At 61.5% G+C, this 23548-nt stretch carries 20 protein-coding genes; 10 read left to right on the top strand and 10 right to left on the bottom strand.

Annotated elements, in window-relative coordinates:
• The first annotated feature begins 195 nt into the window (after positions 1-195).
• Both HU755_RS04750 and HU755_RS04745 read left to right on the top strand, forming a co-directional pair.
• Positions 196-1122: a LysR family transcriptional regulator gene (locus HU755_RS04750; RefSeq protein ID WP_186618832.1), complete on the top strand. Its 927-nt coding sequence runs from the start codon at positions 196-198 to the stop codon at positions 1120-1122.
• A gap of 103 nt (positions 1123-1225) precedes the next feature.
• Positions 1226-1852 (top strand): glutathione S-transferase family protein, encoded by a 627-nt coding sequence (locus tag HU755_RS04745; RefSeq protein WP_186618831.1) that lies wholly within the window; start codon positions 1226-1228, stop codon positions 1850-1852.
• Positions 1853-2082: 230 nt separating this feature from the next.
• Here HU755_RS04745 and HU755_RS04740 read toward each other — a convergent pair whose 3' ends face one another.
• From HU755_RS04740 to HU755_RS04705, 8 genes are read right to left on the bottom strand one after another with little or no spacing between them, the layout of a single operon-like run.
• Positions 2083-3213 (bottom strand): glycosyltransferase family 4 protein, encoded by a 1131-nt coding sequence (locus HU755_RS04740; protein ID WP_186630776.1) that lies wholly within the window; start codon positions 3211-3213, stop codon positions 2083-2085.
• On the bottom strand, positions 3214-4344 hold the full coding sequence (locus HU755_RS04735) for a glycosyltransferase family 1 protein (protein ID WP_186630775.1): 1131 nt from the start codon (positions 4342-4344) through the stop codon (positions 3214-3216). It abuts the gene before it with no gap.
• Entirely contained in the window at positions 4328-5704 is a 1377-nt protein-coding gene (locus HU755_RS04730; RefSeq protein ID WP_186630774.1) for a glycosyltransferase family 1 protein, read from the bottom strand. Before HU755_RS04730 ends, HU755_RS04735 begins: the two co-directional genes overlap by 17 nt.
• A complete protein-coding gene (locus HU755_RS04725) occupies positions 5701-6966 on the bottom strand; it encodes an ABC transporter ATP-binding protein (RefSeq protein ID WP_186546196.1) in 1266 nt (421 codons plus the stop codon). The genes HU755_RS04730 and HU755_RS04725 overlap by 4 nt, the downstream gene beginning before the upstream one ends.
• Entirely contained in the window at positions 6966-7763 is a 798-nt protein-coding gene (locus HU755_RS04720; protein ID WP_186546195.1) for an ABC transporter permease, read from the bottom strand. Before HU755_RS04720 ends, HU755_RS04725 begins: the two co-directional genes overlap by 1 nt.
• Positions 7764-9206 carry a mannose-1-phosphate guanylyltransferase/mannose-6-phosphate isomerase gene (locus HU755_RS04715; protein WP_186630773.1) on the bottom strand — a complete coding sequence of 481 codons (1443 nt, stop codon included), beginning with the start codon at positions 9204-9206 and terminating at the stop codon, positions 7764-7766. It abuts the gene before it with no gap.
• 3 nt (positions 9207-9209) lie between these two features.
• Positions 9210-10181 carry a GDP-mannose 4,6-dehydratase gene (gene gmd / locus HU755_RS04710; RefSeq protein WP_186630772.1) on the bottom strand — a complete coding sequence of 324 codons (972 nt, stop codon included), beginning with the start codon at positions 10179-10181 and terminating at the stop codon, positions 9210-9212.
• Positions 10178-11092, bottom strand: a complete 915-nt coding sequence (locus HU755_RS04705) for a GDP-mannose 4,6-dehydratase (protein ID WP_186618825.1) — start codon at positions 11090-11092, stop codon at positions 10178-10180. The genes gmd and HU755_RS04705 overlap by 4 nt, the downstream gene beginning before the upstream one ends.
• Before the next feature lie 428 nt (positions 11093-11520).
• Here HU755_RS04705 and HU755_RS04700 point away from each other — a divergent pair, with 428 nt between their 5' ends.
• From HU755_RS04700 to HU755_RS04670, 7 genes are read left to right on the top strand one after another with little or no spacing between them, the layout of a single operon-like run.
• Positions 11521-13128, top strand: coding sequence for a glycosyltransferase (locus tag HU755_RS04700; RefSeq protein ID WP_186630771.1), 1608 nt, complete (start codon positions 11521-11523; stop codon positions 13126-13128).
• A complete protein-coding gene (locus HU755_RS04695) occupies positions 13122-14426 on the top strand; it encodes a glycosyltransferase (RefSeq protein ID WP_186630770.1) in 1305 nt (434 codons plus the stop codon). The genes HU755_RS04700 and HU755_RS04695 overlap by 7 nt, the downstream gene beginning before the upstream one ends.
• The gene (locus HU755_RS04690) at positions 14423-15298 is read left to right on the top strand and encodes a class I SAM-dependent methyltransferase (protein WP_186630769.1); all 876 of its coding nucleotides are present in this window, start codon (positions 14423-14425) and stop codon (positions 15296-15298) included. Before HU755_RS04695 ends, HU755_RS04690 begins: the two co-directional genes overlap by 4 nt.
• Positions 15295-16449, top strand: a complete 1155-nt coding sequence (locus tag HU755_RS04685; RefSeq protein ID WP_186630768.1) for an acyltransferase — start codon at positions 15295-15297, stop codon at positions 16447-16449. Before HU755_RS04690 ends, HU755_RS04685 begins: the two co-directional genes overlap by 4 nt.
• A complete protein-coding gene (locus tag HU755_RS04680) occupies positions 16443-17270 on the top strand; it encodes a class I SAM-dependent methyltransferase (protein ID WP_186546187.1) in 828 nt (275 codons plus the stop codon). The genes HU755_RS04685 and HU755_RS04680 overlap by 7 nt, the downstream gene beginning before the upstream one ends.
• Positions 17271-17320: 50 nt before the next feature.
• The gene (locus HU755_RS04675) at positions 17321-18505 is read left to right on the top strand and encodes a DUF3142 domain-containing protein (protein WP_186630767.1); all 1185 of its coding nucleotides are present in this window, start codon (positions 17321-17323) and stop codon (positions 18503-18505) included.
• Positions 18492-20627 carry a hypothetical protein gene (locus HU755_RS04670; protein ID WP_186630766.1) on the top strand — a complete coding sequence of 712 codons (2136 nt, stop codon included), beginning with the start codon at positions 18492-18494 and terminating at the stop codon, positions 20625-20627. The genes HU755_RS04675 and HU755_RS04670 overlap by 14 nt, the downstream gene beginning before the upstream one ends.
• Here the strand turns inward: HU755_RS04670 and HU755_RS04665 are convergent.
• Entirely contained in the window at positions 20624-21253 is a 630-nt protein-coding gene (locus tag HU755_RS04665) for a LysE family translocator (RefSeq protein WP_186630765.1), read from the bottom strand. The two genes, HU755_RS04670 and HU755_RS04665, sit on opposite strands and share 4 nt — an antisense overlap.
• Positions 21254-21396: 143 nt before the next feature.
• On the opposite strand from HU755_RS04665, the gene HU755_RS04660 reads away from it, so the two are divergent.
• Positions 21397-21870 carry an Lrp/AsnC family transcriptional regulator gene (locus HU755_RS04660; protein ID WP_186618817.1) on the top strand — a complete coding sequence of 158 codons (474 nt, stop codon included), beginning with the start codon at positions 21397-21399 and terminating at the stop codon, positions 21868-21870.
• A gap of 109 nt (positions 21871-21979) precedes the next feature.
• On the opposite strand, the gene lpdA is transcribed toward HU755_RS04660, so the two are convergent.
• Positions 21980-23380, bottom strand: coding sequence for a dihydrolipoyl dehydrogenase (gene lpdA, locus HU755_RS04655; RefSeq protein ID WP_186630764.1), 1401 nt, complete (start codon positions 23378-23380; stop codon positions 21980-21982).
• Between the last annotated feature and the right edge of the window lie 168 nt (positions 23381-23548).

Genomic DNA, 23548 nt, shown 5'->3' with positions numbered 1-23548 from the left:
TCTGATAAATTGATCATTGTGATCAATTCGCTTTACGCCCAATGTACCGGGACGGCAATGTTGATGTTTCACTGCTCGCATGACTGGCTGTCAGGGCGGCATCAAGCCCAGTGCGACAGTTCTGATTCACAAAATTCAACACTCCAACAATCGCAGCTTCGGCTGCGATTGTTGTGTCCGACCCGGGGGAATTTCATGGACCGCTTCCAGGAAATGCACATCTTCATCACCATCGCTCAAGAGCAGGGTTTCTCTGCCGCTGCGCGGCGGCTGGGGTTGTCGGCGGCGAGTGTGACGCGGGCGGTGGCGGCGCTGGAGCTGCGGATCGGTACGCAGTTGTTGGTGCGGACCACGCGCAGCGTGCATCTGACCGAAGCCGGTCAGCGTTATCTGGACGACTGTCGGCGGATTCTGCTGGAAGTGCAGGAAGCTGAGAATTCGGCGGCGGGCAGCCATGCGCAGCCGCGCGGGCAATTGACGGTGACGGCGCCGGTGTTGTTTGGCGAGCTGTTCGTGACGCCGCTGATGGCGGCGTATCTGACGCAGTATCCGGACGTTTCGATCAATGCGCTGTTGCTCGATCGGGTGGTGAGCATGGTCGAGGAGGGCATTGATGTGGCGGTGCGCATCGGTGAACTGCCGGACAGCAGTCAGCATGCGATTCGCGTCGGCGAGGTGCGGCGCGTGGTGTGTGGTTCGCCGCTATACCTGGCGCAACATGGTCGGCCGCAACATCCGCAGGCGCTGTCCGCAATGCCGGTGGTGGCGACTTCTGCTGCCTGGCAGCCACGCAACTGGCCGTTTCTGGAACACGGCGAACCGTTGCTCGTGCGCCCTGAGCCGCGGCTGGTGGTAACTGCTAACCAGGCGGCTATCACGGCGGCCTGTCTCGGCCTGGGGTTGACGCGGGTGCTGTCGTATCAAGTGGCAAGCAAGGTGGCGGCCGGCGAACTGGAGATCGTCCTCGCCGAGTTCGAGCTGCCGGCATTGCCCATTCATGTTGTCTATCAGGGCGGACGCAAGGCTGCAGCACGGGTGCGCAGTTTCGTCGACTTCACCGTGCAGGCCTTGCGCGAGCACCCGGCCCTGCAGAACGCAGCGTTATTACACCCAGTGAAATAATCGATTGCGGTTGCTGGTTATTCTGTTGTTTTGAACAAACGTGGAAGATTGCTGCCATCGGTGACGTCAACTCGGACGCCACCCTCACCCAGCGGAGTCGACCATGCAAGCGATCAAACTCTACAACTTCCCGCGTTCCGGCCATGCCCACCGCGTCGAGCTGATGTTGTCCCTGTTGCAGTTGCCGACCGAGCTGATTTTCGTCGATCTGGCGAAAGGCGAGCACAAGCAGCCTGCCTATCTGGCGATCAACAGTTTTGGCCAGGTGCCGGCCATCGATGACGGCGGCGTGGTGCTCGCCGACTCCAACGCGATTCTGGTGTACCTGGCGCAAAAATACGGCAACGGGCGTTGGTTGCCGGCCGACCCTGTCGGTGCGGCGCGGGTGCAGCGCTGGTTGTCCGCCGCGGCCGGCCCGATTGCCTTTGGCCCCGCGGCCGCGCGTTTGGTGACAGTGTTTGGTGCCCAGTTGAACGCTGAAGAAGCGATCGCCCGTGCGCACAATCTGCTCAAGGTAATGGATGTCGAGTTGGGCAAAACTGCGTTCCTGGCCGGCGCCGAACCGAGCATTGCCGACGTTTCCGCCTACAGCTATATCGCCCACGCGCCGGAGGGCAATGTCTCGCTGGACGACTATGGCAACGTTCGCGCCTGGCTGGCCCGGGTCGAAGCCTTGCCCGGTTTCGTCGGCATGCCGCGCACGATCGCCGGTCTGCAAACTTCAGCCTGACAGGCGCAGGGGGGGAATCGTGATGGAACGTTCACCTTGGCACGCCGGCGAGCAGCGGTTGCAGTCCCAGTGCACAGCCGCTGGTGCTGGATCTCTAAAGCGCACCCATCGGAACCTTGTGGGAGTGAGCCCGCTCGCGAAATGCGGACTGCCAGTAACGACTTCAGCGGCTGACTTGACGCTTTCGCGAGCAGGCTCGCTCCCACAGGGTGAATGTGTTTCGACCTGAATCAAGCGTAGGACAGGGCCTTTTCTTCCAGCAGTTCCTGATACAGCGCTGTCCACTTGCGACCCATGTCATCGGCGGTGAATAGCTGCCGGTATCGCGCCTCGGCCTTGAGACCCATGGCCGCGGCACGATCCGGGTTGTCCCAGAGCGTGCGCATCGCCTCGCGAAATGCCTGTGGATGACTGGGTGGCACCACCAGTCCGGTTTCGTTGTGGATATTGATGTAGCTGGTACCGGTGCCGATCTCGCTGGAGATCATCGGTTTGCCGTACATCGCTCCTTCCAGCAGCGAAATACCAAACGCTTCCGAGCGCAGATGAGACGGGAAGACGATGGCGTAGCTCAATTGCAGCAGCGCCACCTTGTCTTCATCACCCAGACGTCCGAGAAAGTGAACGTTGCGCAGGCCCAATGCCTGCGCCTGGGCATGCAGTTCCAGCTCCAGCGGACCGGCGCCGACAATCACCACCGGATAGTCGATGTCTTTCATGGCGTCGAGCAGGATGTGCAAGCCTTTGTAATAACGCATCACGCCGACGAACAGGAAAAACTTATCCCCAAGCTGCTGGCGCCAGTGATTCATGCGCTCGCTGTCAGCCTGTGGATAACCGGCCTTGTTCAAGCCGTAGGGGATGACCCGGGTCTTGCTCTGGAATTGCTGCAACACATCGCTGGTGTGCAGGTAGTTCGGCGAGGCCGCGACGATGCGATCGGCGCTGGCGAGAAAGCGGTTCATCAGCGGTCGGTAGAGTTTGAGCAGGTGTTTCTGGCGGATGATGTCCGAGTGGTAGGTGACCACGCTGGGTTTGTTCAGGGCGCTGGCGAAATGCACCAGGTCCATGAACGGCCACGGAAAGTGGTAATTGACCACGTCGGCTTCAGCGGCCAATTCGCGAAACTGTTTGAACACGCTCCAGGAAAAACCGGTGGAGGCGAACTGAATATCCAGGCGCGCCCGGTGGACTTCATGCTGACCCAATTGCACCACCGCCGGCGTCGGATCGGCGCTGAGCGTCAGGACCTGGCCGTCAATGCCATGCTGGGCACCGCTCTCGCAGAGCTGGAAGATGACTTGCTCGATGCCACCGACCGAGTCCGGCAGGTACGTCTTGAAAAAGTGAAGAACTCGCATTCAACCTCCCATGGCCTGGCGGTAGGCACCGGCCGTGGCCTGTGCACAACGTTCCCAGGAAAACAGCCTTGCCTGCTGCAATCCGGCGTGTCGGCATGCCTGCCAATGCGCGGGATCGTCGATCAGCCGGCTCAGCGCATCACGCAAGCCTTCTGCATCGTCAGCTTCAATGTAGTTGCCCGCCGGGCCCGCGACTTCGGGCATGGCCGAAGCGTCAGTGAGCACCACCGGTGTACCGCTGGCCATGGCCTCCAGTACCGGCAGACCAAATCCCTCATACCGCGACGGAAAAATCAGCGCCCTGGCGCCAGCCAACAATTGCGCAACCTGTTCATCGGGCAAATAACCGAGCAGGCAGACATGTCCGCTGGCCAGCGCCTGACGCAGGGGGTCGTTGAACTGCTCGCGTTGCCACCCGGCCATGCCCACGATCAGCAGCGGAAAGCGCTGGCGCACGCCTTCGGGTAACAGCGCGTGAGCGCGCAAGGCCAAGCCGAGGTTCTTGCGCGGCTCCAGCGTGCCGACACAGAGGAAATATTCGCGCGCCGTCACCGCATGGGCCTTGAGCACCGCATCAATGGCGCTCGCTTCGCGCGGATGAAAGCGTTCGGCGACCCCCAGCGGCGCCACCACAAAACGTTCGGCGGGCAGGGCGAAATAGTCTTGGGCTTCGTCGGCAATGGCTTGCGAGTCGGTGAGAATCACTTGTGCCTGCTGCACACCCAGAGCCAGTCGCCGCTCGATCTCCTTGAGCCGTGCCGGTGGCTGGGTCTGCGGGAAATGCAGATGAGTCAGGTCATGCAGGGTGATTACCGTCGGGCCGTCGAAGGCCAGCGGCCACAGGCTCGGCTCGTGATAGAGGTCGATGCCTTGCGCGCGGCCCTGATCGAAGCGTCGCTGTTCCAGCCAGCGGCGCGCCTGATACGCCCCGGGAATTTGCCGCAGCAATGGTGTCAGCCGCGAGTAGCCGGGCATGGCCGCTTGCGGCAGCGCCGAGCTCCAGCCCCAGCCATGGAACAGCGTCACCTCAACGTCGGGCTCGTTGCGCAAGGCGTTGACCAGTTCAGCCACGTAATGGCCGATGCCGGTGCGCGGCGCCTGCAGAATCCGCGCGTTAAGAGCAATGCGCATGCTGACCTTCACGTGCCGGCAGGGCAGGGTTGAGGTGACGTTCGATGCGCTCGACCAATTGTCCGCTTGCCTCGCGCCAGCTCAGCCAGCGCCAGTGTTCCAGGCTCAATGGCGCCGGGAAGACTCGGGTGCGCTCCATGTCGATCAGCAGTTCGGTCAGGCTCTGCGGGTCGGCGAGGTCGAAATAGGCCATGTAATCGCCGCCGATTTCGCGAAACACCGGAATATCGCTACCCATTGCGGGCAAGCCGCGTTGCATGGCTTCTACCAGCGGCAGGCCGAAGCCTTCGACGTGGGACGGGAACACCAGTGCCGTAGCGTGGGAGTAGGCGTGCTCCAGGCTTTTGTCCGAGAGTTCGTTAAACATGAACAAGCGTCGGTTCAATTCGGGGTGCTGACGGATGCGTTCGATCAGCGCCTCGCACTTCCAGCCGATCTTGCCGACGATGCATAACCTGGCGTTGCCGCCCGCAGCCCAGGCACGTTCGAACGCATCAAGCAGATAAGCATGGTTTTTGCGCGGCTCGATGGTGCTGACCATGAGAAACACCGGCTGCGGTTTTTCAAACATCTTCAGCAAGTTCCGGTCGACCGCAACATCGGCTGCACTCAAATCCAGTTCCGAGCCCAGGTGGAAATAATCGAACCAGCGGTGCGCGACCTGTTGTGCGCCGATCCTGCGCAGCATTTCCTCGCGCACCTGATCGCGAATGGTGGTCGAGATCGCCACATAGCCGTCGGCGGTGCGGGCGATCCAGTCGAACCAGTCGTTGAAGACCTTGACCAGTCCGGCGTCGCAAAACTGTGGGTGAGTCAATGGAATCAGGTCATAAATGACCGACACGATGCCGACGCCGTCACGTTTGAGTTGTTCGGCCAACGGGAAAAAATTCGCGTGCCAGGACGAGTCGAGCAGCACCAGTTGATCGCCGGCCCGGTGCGCCAGTGGCACGCAGCGTTGCGGAATCTGCTGGCCCCTGAGCACCCGATCGAGCAGGCGCATCGGCACACTGAAACAGGCGAGTGCCGTGAGCCTGCAGCCGACGTAAAGCACCCGGCGGGCAAAGTGTGAGTGACTGAAGGGACGTCGCCGCTCCACGGCGCGATGGCGTAGCCAGAAGCCGTTTCTCCATTGCTCCAGCTTCACCCGCAGGCCGGTCAGATCGAGCTTCAGCGACTTCAACGGTGCCAGGCTTTTTACCTCATACAGGCCGCCATGGATCATCACCACCGGGATGCATTGGGTTTTTTCGTTGGGCGGCGGCAGTTGCTGAATGACGTTACGCACCACCCGCTGAATGCCCGAGTTGGCGGTGGGGTGTTCGAAGACGTAAGTGCATTCCACCAATAATCGCGTCATCGCAGCATCTCCGTATCCGGCGCTTGTTCAAGGTGGTCACTGCTACGGCTGATGGCGGTCTGCGCCTGGAGCCACGAGCAGCCGACAAAATCTTCCTGGCGGTTGTTGATCACGTGGAAGACCAGCCCGTAGTCGCGCCATTCGTAATTGCGGTCCAGGTGCGAGTCCAGGCGCGAGAGGCTCAGGGCCACCGAATAATTGCCCTTGCCCAGGCGCATGTCGAAGGCGAAACGGAAGGTCACCCGCTCGCCAGCGGTCAGGTCTGTGACGGCCTTGTCCAGACGGTGGGTGTTGATCCCATAGATCGCCTGGCCCAGGCGATCCTTGATCATGAAGCCCAGCACCAGGCGCTCGATGTCCTGACGGACTTCGGTCTGGACTTCCAGCACCACGGGCTGGCCGACCTCGGCCACTTCCAGGCTGCGGCCCTGCGCATCGAGCAAGCGCACACTGACGATGCCAGCTTCTCCCGTGCCGGAAATGGTTTGCACCTGACCGTTGGCGAGCATTTCCTGGCGCACGGTCTGGCCCTCGCGCTGGGCGAGCATGGCGTTGTAGTAGTCCATGACTTCTTCCGGCTTGCCGCGCATGGCCAGACGACCGTTTTCCAAGAGGATGGCCGTGTCGCAAATCGACTGAATGGCGGAACGGTCATGGGAGACGATCAACAGGGTCGTCCCGGCCTTGCGAAAGCTGCGGATGCGGTCGAAGCTTTTGTGTTGGAAATAGGCATCGCCCACCGACAACGCCTCGTCGACGATCAGGATGTCCGGACGTCGCGCGGTCGCGACGCTGAACGCCAGACGCATCTGCATCCCGCTGGAATAGGTGCGCACGGGGTGATCGATGGCCTCGCCGATTTCGGCAAAGTGCTCGATTTGCGGCATCAGCGCTTCGATCTCTTCAACCTGCATGCCCAGCAACTGCCCGGCCATGAACGCGTTCTGGCGCCCGGTGAAGTCTGGGTGAAAGCCCATGCCCAGTTCGAGCAAGGCGGCCACGCGGCCTTGCAGTTGAATCTGTCCACGGGTCGGTTGCGTGGTACCGGTGATCATTTTCAGCAGGGTGCTTTTACCCGCGCCGTTGACACCGACGATGCCCACGGCTTCACCGGGTTTGATCTCGAAATCGACGTCTTGCAGGATCCAGTGCAAGTGATGGCGGGGCCGTGAGAACGGCACCAGCCACTCCAGCAGGCGGCTCCAGCGATTGGGGTATTGCTTGTAGGCCTTGGCCAGGCCAGTGACGCGTATATGTCCCATCAGAGTTCGTCCACCATTTCACCGACACGCTGACGAAACAGGCGCAAGGCCATGGCACAGCACAGCAGGCCGAGGATCAGCAGCGGCAACAGGGAATGCCAGTCGGGCCATTGGTTGTAGAGGAAAACGTTCTGGTAGCTGGTCATCAGCGCCGTCATCGGGTTCAGCCCGATAAGGTGCTGGATGCCGGGGGGGAGAATCGACAGCGGATAAACGATCGGGGTCAGCCAGAACCAGAATTGCAGACAGATACCGAACATCTGCCCGACATCGCGAAAGAACACGTTGAGGACGCCGAGCAACATGCCCAGTCCGGCGGCAAACAGCACTTGCAACATCAGCAACGGTATCAGCGCCAGCAACGCCATGCCGGGCAGACGCCCGCTGATCAACAGGAAACCGAAAAACAGGCCCAGGATGATCGCAAAATTGACCCCGGCATTGAGCAGCGTAATGACCGGCAGACAAATGCGCGGGAAGCTGATTTTCTTCAGCAGGTTGGCATTTTCCAGAAACATGCTCTGGCTGCGCGTGGTGATCTCGGCGAACAGGCCCCAGGTCAACAGGCCTGCGCACAGGTACACGCTGTAGGCCAAGCCATCCTCTACGCCGGGCAGGCGGGCGCGCATGATCTGGGAAAAGATCACGGTATACACCACGATCATCGATAACGGATTGAGTACCGTCCACAGCGCACCGAACAGCGAATTGCGATAGCGCGTCTGGAATTCTCGCTTGACGCTGCCGAAGATGAATCCGCGGTAGCTGCGCAGCGAGCGGTAAAGGGAAAGCAGCATTCAGACCGTCCTGCCGTATTGGTCTTCGAAGCGGACGATATCGTCCTCTCCCAGGTATTCGCCGCTCTGCACTTCGATGATCACCAGATCGATCACGCCGGGGTTTTCCAGGCGATGCTTGTGGCCGGCGGCGATGAATGTCGATTCGTTCTTGGCGACCAGCGTTGTACCGCTGCCATTGTTGGTGACCTTGGCCATGCCCTCGACGACCACCCAGTGTTCGTTGCGATGATGGTGCATCTGCAGCGAGAGCTTGCCGCCGGGCTTGACCACGATGCGCTTGATCTTGAAGCGCGGACCCTCCTCGAGCACGGTGTAGGTGCCCCACGGGCGGCTGACCGTGCGGTGCAGGCGATAGGCCTCGTGGGATTTGTCCTTGAGTTGCCTGGCGACGCGACGCACGTCCTGGGCGCGGTCGGCATGCGCTACCAGTACCGCATCGGCAGTGTCGACGATGATCAGGTTGTCCACACCGACGGTGGCCACCAGGCGCCCGTCGCTCTGGACGAAGTTGTTATGGCTGTCGATGAAAATCGCTTCGCCGTTGGCGCGATTGTTGTCGGCATCGGCGGGTATCAGTGCCGCGACGGCGCCCCACGAACCGATATCGCTCCAGTCGAAGCCGGCGGGCACCACGACGACTTTGTCTGAGCGTTCCATCAACGCGTAGTCGATGGAAATATCAGTGATTTCAGCGAACAGCGCCGGCGCCAGTTCCTGTTGCAGACAACCGGCGTTTTCCACCGGAGCGCTGGCGGCCATGCACGCTCGGGTCTGCTCCAGCAGCTCGGGCGCATGCACTTGCAGCTCGGCAATCAGCGTCGCGGTGGTAAAGCAGAACATGCCTGAGTTCCACAGAAAGTCGCCGCTTTCCAGGTAGTGCGTGGCGGTTTGCAGGTCCGGCTTCTCGACGAAGCGCTGGACCTTCGCCGCACCTTTGGCGTCCAGTGGCGCGCCGGTCTCGATGTAGCCGAAGCCGGTTTCCGGTGCGGTCGGGATCACGCCGAAGGTCACCAGATAACCGTCTTTCGCCAGATTCACGGCATGCTCGACGGCGCTTTTCAGCGCGTCCTGATTAACGATCAGATGGTCGGCGGGCATCACCACCATAATCGCGTCGTCACCGTGCAAGGCTTGCAATGAGAGCGCTGCCGCAGCGATGGCGGGGGCTGTGTTGCGCCCGCTCGGTTCGAGCAGAAAGTGGCCGCGATGGCGCGACACCTGAGCCGCGCAGTAGTGATCCTTGCTCTGGAAGTAGTACTCGCGGTTGGTCACCGTGACAATGTCGCCCCAGCCGTCGAGCAGCGCGGCAGCCCGCTGGTAGGTCTTGACCAGCAGCGACTGGCCGTCGGGCAGAATCATGAACGGCTTGGGATGGCCCTCGCGGGACACCGGCCATAAACGGGTGCCGGCACCGCCGGACAGAATCACGGGAATCAGCATGGCCTACTCCTTGGCAACGCGTTGCATGTCCGCATCCATCATCATGCGGATCAAGGTGTCCAGGTCGGTTTTCGGCTTCCAGCCCAGCACGCGCTGGGCCTTGGCCGGGTTGCCGAGCAGCACTTCGACTTCCGCCGGCCGGAAGAACGCCGGGTCGATCTTGACGTAGTCGCGGTAATTGAGGCCGACGTGATCGAAAGCGATGCGGCACATCTCGCGTACCGTGGTGGTGACGCCGGTGGCGACCACATAATCGTCAGGCTTGTCCTGTTGCAACATCAGCCACATGGCTTCGACGTAATCGCCGGCAAAACCCCAGTCGCGTTTTGCGTCGATGTTGCCCAGGGCCAGCGCCTGCTGTTTGCCCTGCTTGATGCGTGCAGCGGCATCGGTGACTTTGCGGGTGACGAATTCGATGCCGCGCAGTGGCGATTCATGGTTGAAGAGGATGCCGCTGCTGGCGTGCAGGTTGAAGCTTTCGCGGTAGTTGACGGTGATCCAGTGACCATACAACTTGGCCACGCCGTAAGGGCTGCGCGGGTAGAACGGGGTGTTCTCGTCCTGCTGCTCAGCCTGGATCAGGCCGAACATTTCGCTGGTCGAAGCCTGATAAAAGCGCGTGTGCGGGCTGAACTGGCGAATCGCTTCGAGCAAGTGGGTGACGCCCAGGCCATCGACAATGCCGGTGGTCACCGGTTGATCCCAGGACGCGGCGACAAAACTCTGCGCGGCGAGGTTATAGACCTCGTCCGGCGCCGACTTGATGACCGCGCGCTGGACCGAGCAGGCATCGGCCATGTCGCCGTCCAGATAGACGATGTCGGCTTCGACCCCCATCTCGCGCAGGCGCCAGCGCGAATCGCTGCTGCGTCGTGCCACCAGGCCGTGGACCTTGTAGCCCTTGTCCAGCAACAGTTTGGCCAGATACGCGCCGTCCTGACCGGTGATCCCTGTGATCAATGCACTTTTTGTCATTCTTGTCGTACTCGCGTCTCCCAGTCGGACAGAATCGCCCGCAGGGATTGTTGTGTGGTGATGGCCGGCGACCATCCGGTGGTTTTCGCCAGTCTGGCGTGGCTGCCGCAAACGCGGCGCTGCTCGGCACGGCGCATGCGCGCCGGGTCCTGAACCAGTTGCACTTCGACTTCGGCCAGATCAGCCAATTGCTCGATCAGGCTGCGGATGCTTTGCTCACGGCCCGAGCAGATGTTGTAGACCTGCCCCGGCGTGGCGTTTTCCAGGAGTGCGAGGTAGGCCGAAACCACATCGCTGACATCAAGAAAATCGCGGGTCACGTCGATATCGCCGACTTCCAGTTGTGGCGCCTGCAGACCCTGTTTGATGCGGCAAATCTGCCGGGCGGCACTGGCGATGACGAAGCTGTCCTTCTGCGCGGTGCCGATGTGGTTGAACGGCCGCGCAACCAACACCGGCCAGGCTTCGCTCAGGCCCCATTGCAGCGTGAGAAATTCCGCTGCGAGTTTGCTCACCGCATAGGGATTGCGCGGCAGGGGCGCTTGTTGCTCGGTGATCGGCAGGGCGCTGGTTTCGACCTGACCGTAAACATCGCCCGAGCTGACATACAGGAAGGTGCCGCAAAAGCCGCGTGCCTTGAGCGCCTGCAACAGATTGAGGGTACCGAACAGATTGATGTCGAGGGTGCGGGCCGGGTCGCGAAAGGCTTCCGGCACGAAGGTCTGGCCGGCCAGATGTATGACCGCGTCCGGCATCTGCGGCCATAGCCCGGTGAGGCTATCGGTGTCCGTCAGGTCGTAAGGGGTGGCGGCAGGCAGCAGCTCCCACGACGAGTCGGGCAAGGCCAGACGTGATTGAAGATGTTGCCCCACGAAGCCACTGAGGCCCGTGACGAACAGACGCTTTTTCAAACAGCGACCCCTTGGTCTTTGACTTTTGCCCATTTCCCACAGGCTTTGTGGGAAACGTCTGTCTGACCGATAGAAAGGTCCGACAGGAAAACAGGCGAAGTCGTTGTTGTAGTTGTTTGGTTGCCAATCTGTGCCAATTGCGCGGCGATTTCAACAGGGCAAACCGTGACCGGTCAGTTCTCGTCAGCGTAGTCCGATTTATTCTTGTCGGGCGGTTCCCGGATCGTTGATGGATGTGTTTAGAATGGCCCTCGTCGCCGCTTCCCCGGTCCACCGCGGGCGCAGCGCAACAGGGTGAAACTGACCACTAAAACAAGAACGAAGACGTAACTGAGGATGATGGACAAGCAACGGCGCTGCCGGCTTGATCCAGCACCCGGTCGTCATAGCATGAGGTTGCCGGGACGGCTGCTTCATCGTGGGATGCCATGAATTTCATTCTTTACTCGGACGTCAACGACCGCACCATCAGCCACAGTCTCGGGCGTCCCGAATACAGTTATTACTTCGTGCTCAAGGCCTACCGCCCGGTGCTGGAAAGCCTCGGACAAGTGCACGTCGTGTCCTCGGTGGCCGAGGTCGATCCGCTGTATCGGCAACTGCAACAGGCCGGTCAGGACAGCCTCTTTCTTTCGTTTGCGCCGCCGCACAAGACCCCGATCGACCTGCACTGCCCGATGGTCTGCGTGATCGCCTGGGAGTATGACTCGATTCCGTCCGAGGTCAGCGATGACGATCCTCGCCACGACTGGCGCCAGACACTGGCGCGCCATGGCCGGGTGATTACGCTGTCCACCCACACGGCGCAGGCCATCCGTCGCAGCCTGGGTGAAGATTTCCCGGTACTGGTATTGCCCACGCCGCTGTGGGAACGCTTCGCCGAGGTACGGCGCGACTATCCCAGTGTCCCGGTAAACCCCGGCAGCACATTGCAGATCAAGGGCTGCATCATCGACAGCCACGCGCTGGGACTGTCGGCGGATGGCTTGATCGCACCGATACTCGATGAGCAGCAAATGCCCGAGCCAGAGGCGATCGAGCCAGTGCCGGAGCCGACTCCGGAACCGCCGCCCGAACTGACCCTGCGACGGCGGGCTTTCATCACCCGGCATTATTTGTACGAAGGCTACAAGGCCCTCGCGAGGCCCTCCGAGCACGCACCGCTGTTTTTGCTCAAGCACAACCTGCGGCAGTGGTATCGCGAAGCGGTCAGTGATCTGCTGCCAAGAACCATCCGCGAGGAACGCCCTGAGCTAGCGCCGCCGGTGCCTGCGGTGGTTGAAGCGCCGGCGCAGCCTGAGCATCCGCAAGCCTTGCTGCCCGATACCCGTCAACACGTGCAGATCGACGTCAGCGGCGTGGTGTATGTCAGCGTGTTCAACCCCGAGGACGGACGCAAGAACTGGCATCACTTGATCACCGCGTTCTGCTGGGCCATGCGCGATGCCGACGACGCGACTCTGGTGCTGAAAATCACCCAGAACGACCTGTCGAGCTATTACGTTCACCTCATAACCTTGCTCTCGCAGCTCTCGCCATTCGCCTGTCGCGTGGTGGTGATGCATGGCTATCTGGAAGATGAGGAGTTCGCCCGGCTGTATGGCGCTGCCAGTTTCTACGTCAATGCATCACGCTGCGAAGGACTGTGTCTGCCGCTGATGGAGTTCATGTCATGCGCACGCCCGGTGATTGCGCCGAACCACACGGCGATGGGCGATTACATCGATGAACGCGTGGCGTTCATCGTCAAGTCCGGCCGCGAGCCGGCCATCTGGCCGGAAGACGCGCGCATCCTCTATCGGACCCTGCGTCATCGCCCCGACTGGGGCTCCTTGAAAGCCGCTTATGAGGACAGCTACGCCATGGCCAAGAACCATCCAGAGGCCTATGTGGCAATGGCCGCTGCCGCCAATGAACGCATGCGTGAATATTGCGGTTTCGCCCCGGTACAGCAGCGCGTGGAGGCGTTTTTCGGTCTGAAGGCTACTAGCGAAAGCAGCGCCATGGCACTTGCGACCGGAGCGGCGTCATGCTGATCATCATTCATTCGGAAACCAACAAGAGCAACATCCAGCAGAACCTCGGTCGGCCTGAGTACAGCTACTATTTTGTGCTCAAGGAGTTTCGCCCGGTTCTGGAACGCATCGGCCAGGTACTGGAAGTCAGCCACCCTGACGAGCTGGTGGATCGTTTGTATTTCGACTGTTTGAGCCGGGGCGAAGACTGCGTCTTTCTGTCGTTCTCGCCGCCGCACCGCACGCCCGTTCATTACGCTTGCCCGACCATCCCGGTGTTCGCCTGGGAATTCAGCACGATCCCCACGGAAAGCTGGCAAGGCGAGCCGCGTCACGACTGGCGTACGGTGCTTCAGGCCTGTGGCCGGGCGATTACCCATTCAACGTTCACGGTGAATGCGGTGCGTGACGTGATGGGGCCGGATTATGCGATCTGCGCGATCCCGGCACCGGTATGGGACCGCTTTGCCGCGCGTGGCGCGTCCTTGGCCAAGCGGCCGGTGATTGACCCGGTCACGCTGAATTTGCGTGGGTTGCTGATCGACAGCCGGCGCACCGATTTGCGTCCCTACGGTCCTCCGGGATTGCGTGACGGATCGCCGTTAGACTTGTCCGCACCGGCCGCGGATTGCCAGTTGCAGCTTGAAGGCGTGGTCTACACCTCGGTGTTCAACCCTTACGACGGTCGCAAAAACTGGCAGGACATGATCAGCGCGTTCTGCACAGCGTTTCGCGACATCAGCGATGCGACGCTGGTGCTCAAGCTGACCCACCATGACATCGCCGATGCGCTGACCGACATGCTGCATCACCTGTACAAGAACCAGTCGTACCAATGCCGCATCGTGCTGATCCACGGCTATCTGGCCGATGCCGATTACGAAGCGCTGGTGCAGGCCACCAGCTATGTGGTCAACAGTTCCTACGGAGAAGGACAGTGCCTGCCGCTGATGGAGTTCATGTCCTGCGGCAAGCCGGCGATTGCGCCGTTGAACACGGCGATGGCCGATTATGTGAGCAGCGATAACGCCTTTATCGTCGACTTCACCGAAGAGCTCACCGCCTGGCCGCACGACCCGCGCGCGGCCTATCGCACGCTGCGCTACATCACCGATTGGGATTCGTTGTGCCTGGCGTACCGCGCCAGCTATGACGTGGCAAAAGCTGATGAGCCGCGTTACGCCGCCATGTCCGCCGCGGCGATTGGCAGTCTGCAACGCTTCTGCAGCCAGGCCAGTACCGAGCAGCGACTGCGCGCGTTTTTCGCCCAGCCCCTGCGCACCGTCGGATCGCTGCCTGCGCAAGTCACGCTCGCATGATCCGCCGTTTGCTCGGCCGATGGCGTCCGGCGCGTGCCGCGCATGCGGTGCCGGCACCGTCGGCCAAAGTGTCGCCACGGGATGTCGGTCTGCATGACGCAGTGCTCGACGGCTGGTTCCTGAACGACAGCGGCGAGTTGCTCAAGGGCTTTGCGATAACGGCTGACGACACGTTGCTCGATGTCGGTTGCGGCGAAGGCGTGGCGACGCTGTTTGCCGTGCGTCAGGGCGCTTCGGTGATTTTCACCGACAGCGAACATGCCAAGGTGCGCGACCTTGCGCGGCAGGTCGAAGCGCAAAGCGACAACGCCAGTCTGGGACTGGTCAGCAACAGCCTGCCGTTGCCTCTGGCTGACGGCTGCGCCAGTAAAGTGGTGTGCATGGAAGTGCTGGAACACATTGATCAGCCTGAGCCGTTCATGGCTGAACTGGTGCGCATGGGGCGCCCCGGTGCGCAGTATCTGCTCAGCGTGCCGGCACCGCTGGGCGAGCACCTGCAAAAAGGCATCGCTCCCGACAGCTACTATCGGTCGCCCAATCACGTACAGATTTTCACCCCCGAGCGCTTCGCTGCGCTGGTAGAGGAGGCCGGGCTGGTAATCGAGCATCGTCAGGCCAGCGGATTTTTCTGGGTGATGGGCATGATATTTTTCTGGGCCGGCGAACGGGCTGCCGGGCGCGATCCGGGCGGTGCGGTGCGTGACCGTATTCAGGCGCCGTTCATGCCGTTGATGGAAAGCTGGGCGAGGACCTGGCAAGAGCTGCTCGCACAGCCGGACGGACTGGCGGTCAAGCAGACGCTCGACCGCTTCATGCCCAAGAGCCAGGTGATCATTGCGCGCAAGCCAATGGCTGCGAGGGAGGCGCCATGAACGGCAAGCGCATCATGGACATCGAAGTGCTGCGCGCCATTGCCGTGCTGGGCGTGTTGTTCCATCACTTGCAGGGAAGCCTGTTTACCGATGTCGTGCCGACGCTGGAAAAAATTCATGCCTGGGCGCAACCGTGGTGGGGCGTTGACCTGTTTTTTGCGATCTCCGGTTTTGTCATTGCCCGTAGCCTGATTCCGGCGCTGCGAGGTTGCACAAGCGGCCAGGAACGCTGGCAACAGACGCGCAACTTCTGGCTTCGTCGGGCTTTCCGGTTATTGCCGTCTGCCTGGTTATGGCTGGCGCTGATGTTGCTCGCGTGCCTGTTCGTCAATCGCTCGGGGGCGTTCGGCACGTTGCCCGCCAACCTGCAGGCGACGCTGGCCGGGGTGCTGCAGTACGCCAACTTCCGTTTTGCCGACAGCTTCTTTCGCTACGAGTACGGCAGCAGTTTCGTCTACTGGAGTCTGTCACTGGAGGAGCAGTTCTATCTGCTGTTTCCGCTGCTGATTGTGTTCTGTCGCAAGCATCTGGTCTGGGCATTGCTGGCGCTGATCGTGGTACAGATTTTCAGCGTGCGCACGCCGTTGCTGATGGTGGTGCGCACCGATGCGCTGGCCCTCGGTGTGCTGCTGGCGATGTGGAGTGCGCAGCCGGGTTATCAACGGTGGCGGCCGGCGTTTCTCGCGCGGCCCTGGGCGGGGGTTTCGGCGTTGATCATGATCGGCGCGCTGCTGAGCTTCATGGCCACTGACCGCTTCACGCTCGCCTGGTATCGCATCGGTTCAATCGCCGTGCTGAGCGCGATACTGGTGTGGATTGCCTCGTATAACCGCGATTACCTGATGCCCGCTGGCGCCGTGCAGCGGCTGCTGGGCTGGATCGGCAGCCGCTCCTACGGCATCTACCTGATTCACATACCCGCCTATCAACTGGTACGTGAACTGATCTTCCGCCTGCAGAGCGCCGGTCTGCCCAGTCCCGCTGGCCACCCTGTGCTGACGGTGCTGATCGCTTTCTGTCTGATCGTGCTGCTCAGCGAGCTCAATTACCGCCTGGTCGAAATGCCCATGCGCAACCGCGGTGCTGCGCTTGTGCGTCGCCTCGGCACGTCCCGTTCCGTCGTCCCAACCTCTGGAGCCACCCCATGCTGAGCCTATTGAAGAAACTCACAGCGGCGACGCCAGCGCCGGCCCCGACTGCGCCCGCGGAACCGCCCGCCGGCAAGGTCGATCCGTACATGCTCGGGCTGTACGATGCCAAGCTCAGCGGCTGGTTCAACCAGGAGACCAACGAGCTGTTCAAAGGCTTTGTGGTGTCTGCCGATGACACCCTGCTGGATGTCGGCTGCGGCGACGGCGGCAACGTGCATTTCTGCGGCATGCGCGGGGCGAAGATCATCATTGCCGACATCGATGCCGCCAAGGTCGAAGCGACCCGCCAGCGCTTGAGCGATACCCCGGCGCGTGACGTCGAGTGTCACGTCACCGACTGCAATCCGTTGCCGATTGCCGACGCCACCGCGTCGCGCGTTGTATCCACGGAAGTGATTGAACACGTCGACGATCCTGCGCAGTTTCTTGCCGAGTTGGTCCGTGTCGGCAAACCTGGCGCGCTGTACCTGCTGAGCGTGCCGCACCCGAGTTCCGAGGACCTGCAAAAAGACCTCGCCGCGCCCGAGTATTTTCAGAAGCCCAACCACATTCGCATCCTCAGCGAGGCGCAGTTCAAGGCGCTGGTCAGTGAGGCTGGATTGGAGATCATCAGCCACAGCCAGTACGGTTTTTACTGGTCGATGTGGATGCTGCTGTTCTGGGAAGCCAAGGTCGATTTCAGCGACCCGGATCATCCGCTGCTCAATCACTGGGCCGAGACCTGGCAGGCCGTGCTCGATTCACCGCGCGGCGCACAGATCAAACAGGCGCTGGATGCGGTGGTCGCGAAAAGCCAGGTGATTATTGCCCGCAAGCCCTGATCATGATTTGTGTAACCTTGCAGCCTCGTAGTGTCAGGGATCTGCAAGGTATGCGCTTTATCGTCGGTCTGTTTGCGTTGATGGTGCTTTCTGCTTGCCGGCAGCAGGACGCGCCCGCTCTCGACCAACAACTCTACATCTGGCAACGCCAATGGACGCCGGCCCATGAACAGGCGTTGCGTGACAGCCGCGCGGACTTCTCGACGCTGCGTGTGCTGGCGCTGCAGGCCTTCCCCAATACGGGACTGAGCCGGGCGCGGATCGATGCGCGCTTATTGAAAGCCGATGGCCGTCCGTTGATCGCGGTGATTCGTCTCGACGGACAGCTCAAGTCGCTGGATCGGGATCAAGTCACCGCGCAGATTTTGCAAGTGCTGAGCGACTGGCAGGCGCAAGGGCTGGTGCCGAGCGGTGTCGAGATCGACCACGACGCGGGCACTGCGCGGTTGCCGGCTTATGCCGAATTCCTCAACCATCTGCGCTCGGCATTGCCGACCTCCCTGCCGTTGAGCATCACCGCGCTGCCAGCCTGGCTTAACAGTGCGCAACTGCCGGCGTTGCTGCAAACCGTCGACAGCAGCGTGCTGCAAGTCCACGCGGTCAGCGATCCGCGCCGTGGTCTGTTCGATGCCAGGCAAGCGTTGAAATGGGCAAAGGCCTGGGCGCGCAGTACGGACAAGCCTTTTTATCTGGCGCTGCCGGCTTACGGCGTGGCGCTGTTGCCGGATGACGGCGGTGCGCCACAGATAGAGAGCGAAGTGCAGCTTGAGCGGGGCGGGCAGCGTCGGGAATTGCTAGCCGATCCGCTGCAACTGAGCCAATTGGGCAAAACCCTGCGCGACGATCCGCCACCACACCTGGCCGGGCTGATCTGGTTTCGTCTGCCCTTGGCCAATGATCGTCGTGCCTGGAGCCTGACCACGCTGCGCGCCGTCGCCCGGGGGGATGCGTTGGGCAGCCGCCTCGGCGTGACAGTCAGCGCACAGGACGGCCTTTACGATATTCAGCTCGACAACCCGGGCAATCTCGACAGCGCCTGGCCAGCGCGCATCACCTTAACGGGCCGAGGCTGTGAGAGCGCCGATGCGCTTGCCGGTTACTCGTTGCAACAGCGTGCGGATCTGCTTACCTTCACCCGCTTGCACGACGGCCGCTTGCTGGCGGGCGGGCAGCGCGCCATCGGTTGGGCGCGTTGCGCAATCATTGATCAAGGAGGTTCGCATGTTGACCCGTAACTGGCCTCGCCATCTGCTCTGTCTGAGCCTCAGCCTGCCGCTGGGTTCGGCGCTGGCCTGTGGTCCGGACTTCCCGATGCGGCTGCTCGACAATCGCGCGCAGACGCTGGCCGATCTGCCGGAGGGCAGCTTCAGCTTCGAAGTCAGCCGCCTTGGCAAAACCATCGCCGGCCTGAAAAACGTCACGGCAGCGACCCATAACCCCAACGATTACACCGAAGACAATGCTTCTGAAATGGCCCGCGAACAGGCTGAGCAGGTGGGCCTGAGCGCCGAGCAACAAGGCGTGGTCGAACGCTTGCGCGGGTTAAGCGATGCCCGTCAGGTTGAAGAGCAGGGCGCCAGTCTGCCCGCGGAAATTCGTTTGTACGTGGCCGGTGCGGTGGCCTTTGCCACCGGCGATCATCAAATGGCAGCCGACTACTTCAACAAGGTCTTGGCATTGCCGGCAGACCAGCGTCCATTGCGCAGCACCTGGGCGGCCTATTCCCTGGGGCGTCTCGCCTTCGCCACGAGCAGTGCGGCGCAGAACCGCATCGAGGCGCTGGAGCAGGCGCGGGATGCCTTTCGCCAGACCCGCCAGTTGAGCATCGACGGCTTCAGCGATCCGCTCGAACTGGGTGTCGCCAGCCTGGGCGAGGAGGCGCGGGTATTGCGCACCGCTGGCGACTGGAGCGGCGCCATCCAATTGTATGAAGCGCAGAACCTGCACGGTTCCGCCGTCGGCTATACCTCGCTCAAACAGGTGATGAACGAACTGGCCGAGTTGCCCGAGGCGCAGCTGGCGCGATTGCTGGAGCACAAAGCGGTGCAGCAACTGGTCACCGCATCGCTGGTCAGCCGCCAGGGCTGGTCGTTTGGCGATGAGCCGCCGCACCAGAAGAAACTGGTGAAGCTACTGCAGGACAGCACCCGTGGCAGCCTCGAAAACGCCGATCGGCTGGCCGCGATGAGTTATCAACAAGGCGACTACGCCGGTGCCAGGGCCTTTCTGGAAAACGCCGGCGACGGCGGGCTGGCCTGGTGGCTGCGGGCCAAACTGGCGGTGCGTGACGGCGACAGGAACGCGGCAGCCGCCGCCTATGCCAAAGCCGCGCAGGCCTTCCCGCAGAACGAAGACTGGGGCTACCGGCGTACGCCTGACTGGGCGTTTGAAACCGTGCAGCCCAAGTGCCGGGTCGAGGGCGAAAGCGCGATTCTCGCGTTGCAGCGCGGCGAATACCTGCAAGCTTTCGTGCAGTTGTACCGCAGCAACAGCGTTTATTGGTTCGATGCCGCAACCGTCGCCGAACGGGTGCTGACGGTTGCCGAACTCAAGCAGTACGTCGACGAAAACGTCCCCGCACCGCCCGCATTGACCCAGCAGGAGCGCGACAACTACGTGCCGCTACCGGTCGCTGCCAGCCTGCGCAACTTGCTCGGTCGGCGATTGCTGCGCGAGGGCCGCTACGCGGAAGCTGTGGCTTATTTCGACAATCGCGACCTGCAAAAAAAAGCGCAGCTCTACGGCGAACAACGGCTGAAGGCTGACGCTGCGTGGTGGCCGACCAAACGCGCCAGTGCGTTGTACAACGCTGCCTGGACGGCGCGTGAATGGGGTATGGATATTCTCGGTTACGAGATGGCGCCCGACTACGCCACATTCGGCGGCAACTACGCGCTGGAGAGCGCCGAGCTGCAAGTCGGTCCGCTGGTGAGCGAGGCCGAAGTGCAGCGTCAGGTCGCCAGTGCAGCGAAACCGGATCAGCGCTACCACTACCGTTTCGTCGCCACTGCGCTGGCAGCCCGCGCTGCTGATAACTTGCCGCACACCAGCCAGGCGTTTGCCGCTGTGCTGTGTAACGCGGCCGGCTGGAACAGCAGCCTGGAAGATCAGAGCGCGCTGTATCAGCGTTATGTGAAGGAAGGTCCTTACGTATTGTGGGCGGTAGATTTTGGCAACCAGTGTCCGTACCCGGATTTTGAAAACGCCGATAAACGTTACGTCACCCAGGTCACCGATGCCGTGCGCGCCACGTTGCGCCCTTACAAGTGGCCAGTGCAGGTTGGGGCGATTGTGCTGATCACGGCCGCCGCGTTACTGCTGATTACCCGTCGCCAACGCAAGGCCCGTCGGGACTAAGCCTGCTGGACGAAGGTCAGGCGCACGGCGAAACCGATCAGCAGGCTGCCGAACAGCCATTGTTGGACGCGTTGCGCCGTTGGGTTGTGTTGCAACCAACGGCCCAGCGCGGCGCCGGCGAGGGCGTAGGCACTGTCGAACATCAGGCCGACGCCGACCAGCAGCAGACCGAGCACGGCAAATTGGCTGAGCACGGAGGCGCCGTCATTGACGATGAATTGCGGCAGCAGCACCGAGCAGAACAACAGTGCCTTGGGGTTGAGCAGGTTGGTCAGCAATCCCCGACGGATCGCTTCGCGCCATTGGCCGTGGGTATCGCCAGCCTCGTCAGCATTAAGGTTCGGCAGCAATGTGCTGCGCAGGCACTGGATGCCGACCCAGAGCAGATACGCCGCCCCCGCCAAGCGCACCACCTCGAATGTCCATGGCGCCGCTTTGAACAGTGCCGCCATGCCCAGCGCTGCCAGCGCCACATGACAAGCTCGGGCGACAGCAAGGCCGACCGCGGTGGCCAACGCCGCGCCGCGTCCCTGGCGCGCACCGGTTTGCAGCAGCAGGATCATGTCCGGGCCGGGCAATAGAAAGACCACGGCCAATGCCAGGAAAAACAGCCAGAGATTCGCCATGTCGCAGCCCTTTCGTTGTCGATTCGGTCCGCCAAGTCTAGGGCTGAAGGGTGGGGCAGGTGCTTGCGTAGTCAGCTTCAAATCCACGTTGGATTGGCATAGTCTGCCGCTCTACGTGCAGCAACTATTGGAATCTGCCAAACATGAAACTTGATGCCTTCGACCGCAAGATTCTCGCGGCCCTGCAACGCAACGGTCGTCTGAGCAACGTCGAGCTGGCCGACGAAATCGGTTTGTCCGCTTCGCCGTGTCTGCGTCGGGTGCGGATACTGGAAGAGGCCGGGGTGATTCGCGGTTATCAGGCCAATCTCGATCGCGACGAAGTCGGGCTGGGCCTGACGGTATTTGTCGGGGTCAAGGTCGAGCGCCACAACGATCAACAGGCGGAGGCGTTTTATGCCGCGGTGACGGCACTGCCGGAAGTGATTTCCGCGTTTCTGGTATCCGGTGAATCGGATTTTCTCTTGCAAGTAGTGGTGCCGGATCTGCGCGCTTATGACCGGTTTCTCAGCGGCTGTCTGCTGAAACTGCCGGGGGTGAGTGACATTCGCAGCAACTTTGCGATTCACACGGTGAAGGCGCCGGGGCCGTTGCCGTTGGGGCATCTGCCGCTGTGAACCGGGGCGCGATCCCGCATTCGAGCGCATTCTCCTGAAGAAATACGCTCGAATGTGGGAGCGAGCCTGCTCGCGAAAGCGCCGGTTCAGCCAATAAAATTGGCGAAACCTACATCTGCGTCGCCATCCCCTCGACATTCATCGCCGCCTGGCGCAACGCCTCGGAGCGGGTCGGATGTGGATGGCAGGTCAGGGCGATGTCTTCGGCCGAGGCACTAAACTCCATCGCCACACAAAACTCGCCAATCATTTCACTGACACTCGGGCCGACCAGGTGCACGCCGAGCACTTCGTCAGTGCGCTCGTCAGCCAGGACTTTGGCAAAGCCCTCGGTCTCATGGTTGATTTTTGCCCGGCTATTGGCAGTGAACGGAAACTTGCCGACCTTGTAGGCGCGTCCTTCGGCCTTGAGCTGTTCTTCGGTCTTGCCGACGCTGGCCAGTTCCGGTTTGGTGTAGATCACGTTGGGGATCAGCGCGTAATTGACCTCGCCGGCCTTGCCGTGAATCTGCTCGACGCAGGCCATCGCCTCGTCTTCGGCCTTGTGCGCGAGCATCGGCCCGGAGGTCACGTCGCCGATGACCCAGACGCCCGGGGCTTCGGTGCGGTGTTGTTGGTTGGCGAGCATGCCGCGCTTGTCGGTGCTCAGTCCGACGTTTTCCAGGCCCAGCCCTTGGGTGTAAGGACGCCGACCGATGGCCACCAGCACGTAGTCGGCTTCGAGCAACTCAGCGCTACCGCCTGCTGCTGGCTCAACACTGAGCTGTACGCCAGTGGCTGACGTCGTCGCGCCAGTAACCTTCGAACTCAACTTGAACGCGATGCCCTGTTTGCTCAACGCGCGCTGCAAGGTTTTTCCGGCTTCGCCGTCGACGCCGGGACAGATCCGGTCAAGGTATTCGATCACTGTCACCTGCGCGCCCAGACGACGCCATACTGAGCCCAGTTCGAGGCCGATGACCCCGGCACCAATCACCACCAGATGTTTCGGCACCTCGCTCAGGGACAACGCGCCGGTGGAGTCCAGAATACGTTGGTTGTCGATCTCGACGCCCGGCAGGGGAGTGGGTTCGGAGCCGGTGGCGATGATGATGTCTTTGGCGGTCAGCCCGATTTTGCCGCCCTGATCATCGGTGACCGTGACCTTGCCCGGTCCGTCGATGTGGCCCCAGCCCTTGATCCAGTCGACTTTGTTTTTGCGAAAAAGGAATTCGATGCCTTTGGTCAGACCGGCCACGCTCTGGTCTTTTTGTCTCATCATCTGCGCAAGGTTCAGCGTCGGTTTGACCTCGATGCCGAGGTTGGCAAACTCCGCGCCCATTGCCGCGTCGTACAACTCCGAAGCATGCAGCAAGGCCTTGGATGGCATGCAACCGACATTCAGGCAGGTGCCACCCAAGGTCGCACGGCCTTCGACACACGCGGCCTTGAGGCCCAGCTGTCCTGCACGGATAGCGGCGTTATAGCCGCCGGGGCCACCGCCGAGAATCACTACGTCATAGTTGCTCATGCGCCTTGCTCCTGATTGAGGGATGCGGATCGCTACACGTGGTTGGCTAAGATTACGGACGTAATATGTTGCTTTCGAGAGCTTTCGGTCAAGGCTTCAGCCAAGCGACAGGTGGCAGCCTTTTAATAAACCTGATTGTGTACGAATATTTCACGTTTTTCGTTATAT

Origin of the sequence: Pseudomonas sp. SWRI111 (genome assembly GCF_014268555.1) — a bacterium.
In the GTDB taxonomy this organism is placed as follows: Bacteria; Pseudomonadota; Gammaproteobacteria; order Pseudomonadales; family Pseudomonadaceae; genus Aquipseudomonas; species Aquipseudomonas hamedanensis.
Note: the sequence above shows the minus strand (reverse complement) of the source record. Positions and strands in the feature narration are given on the sequence as shown.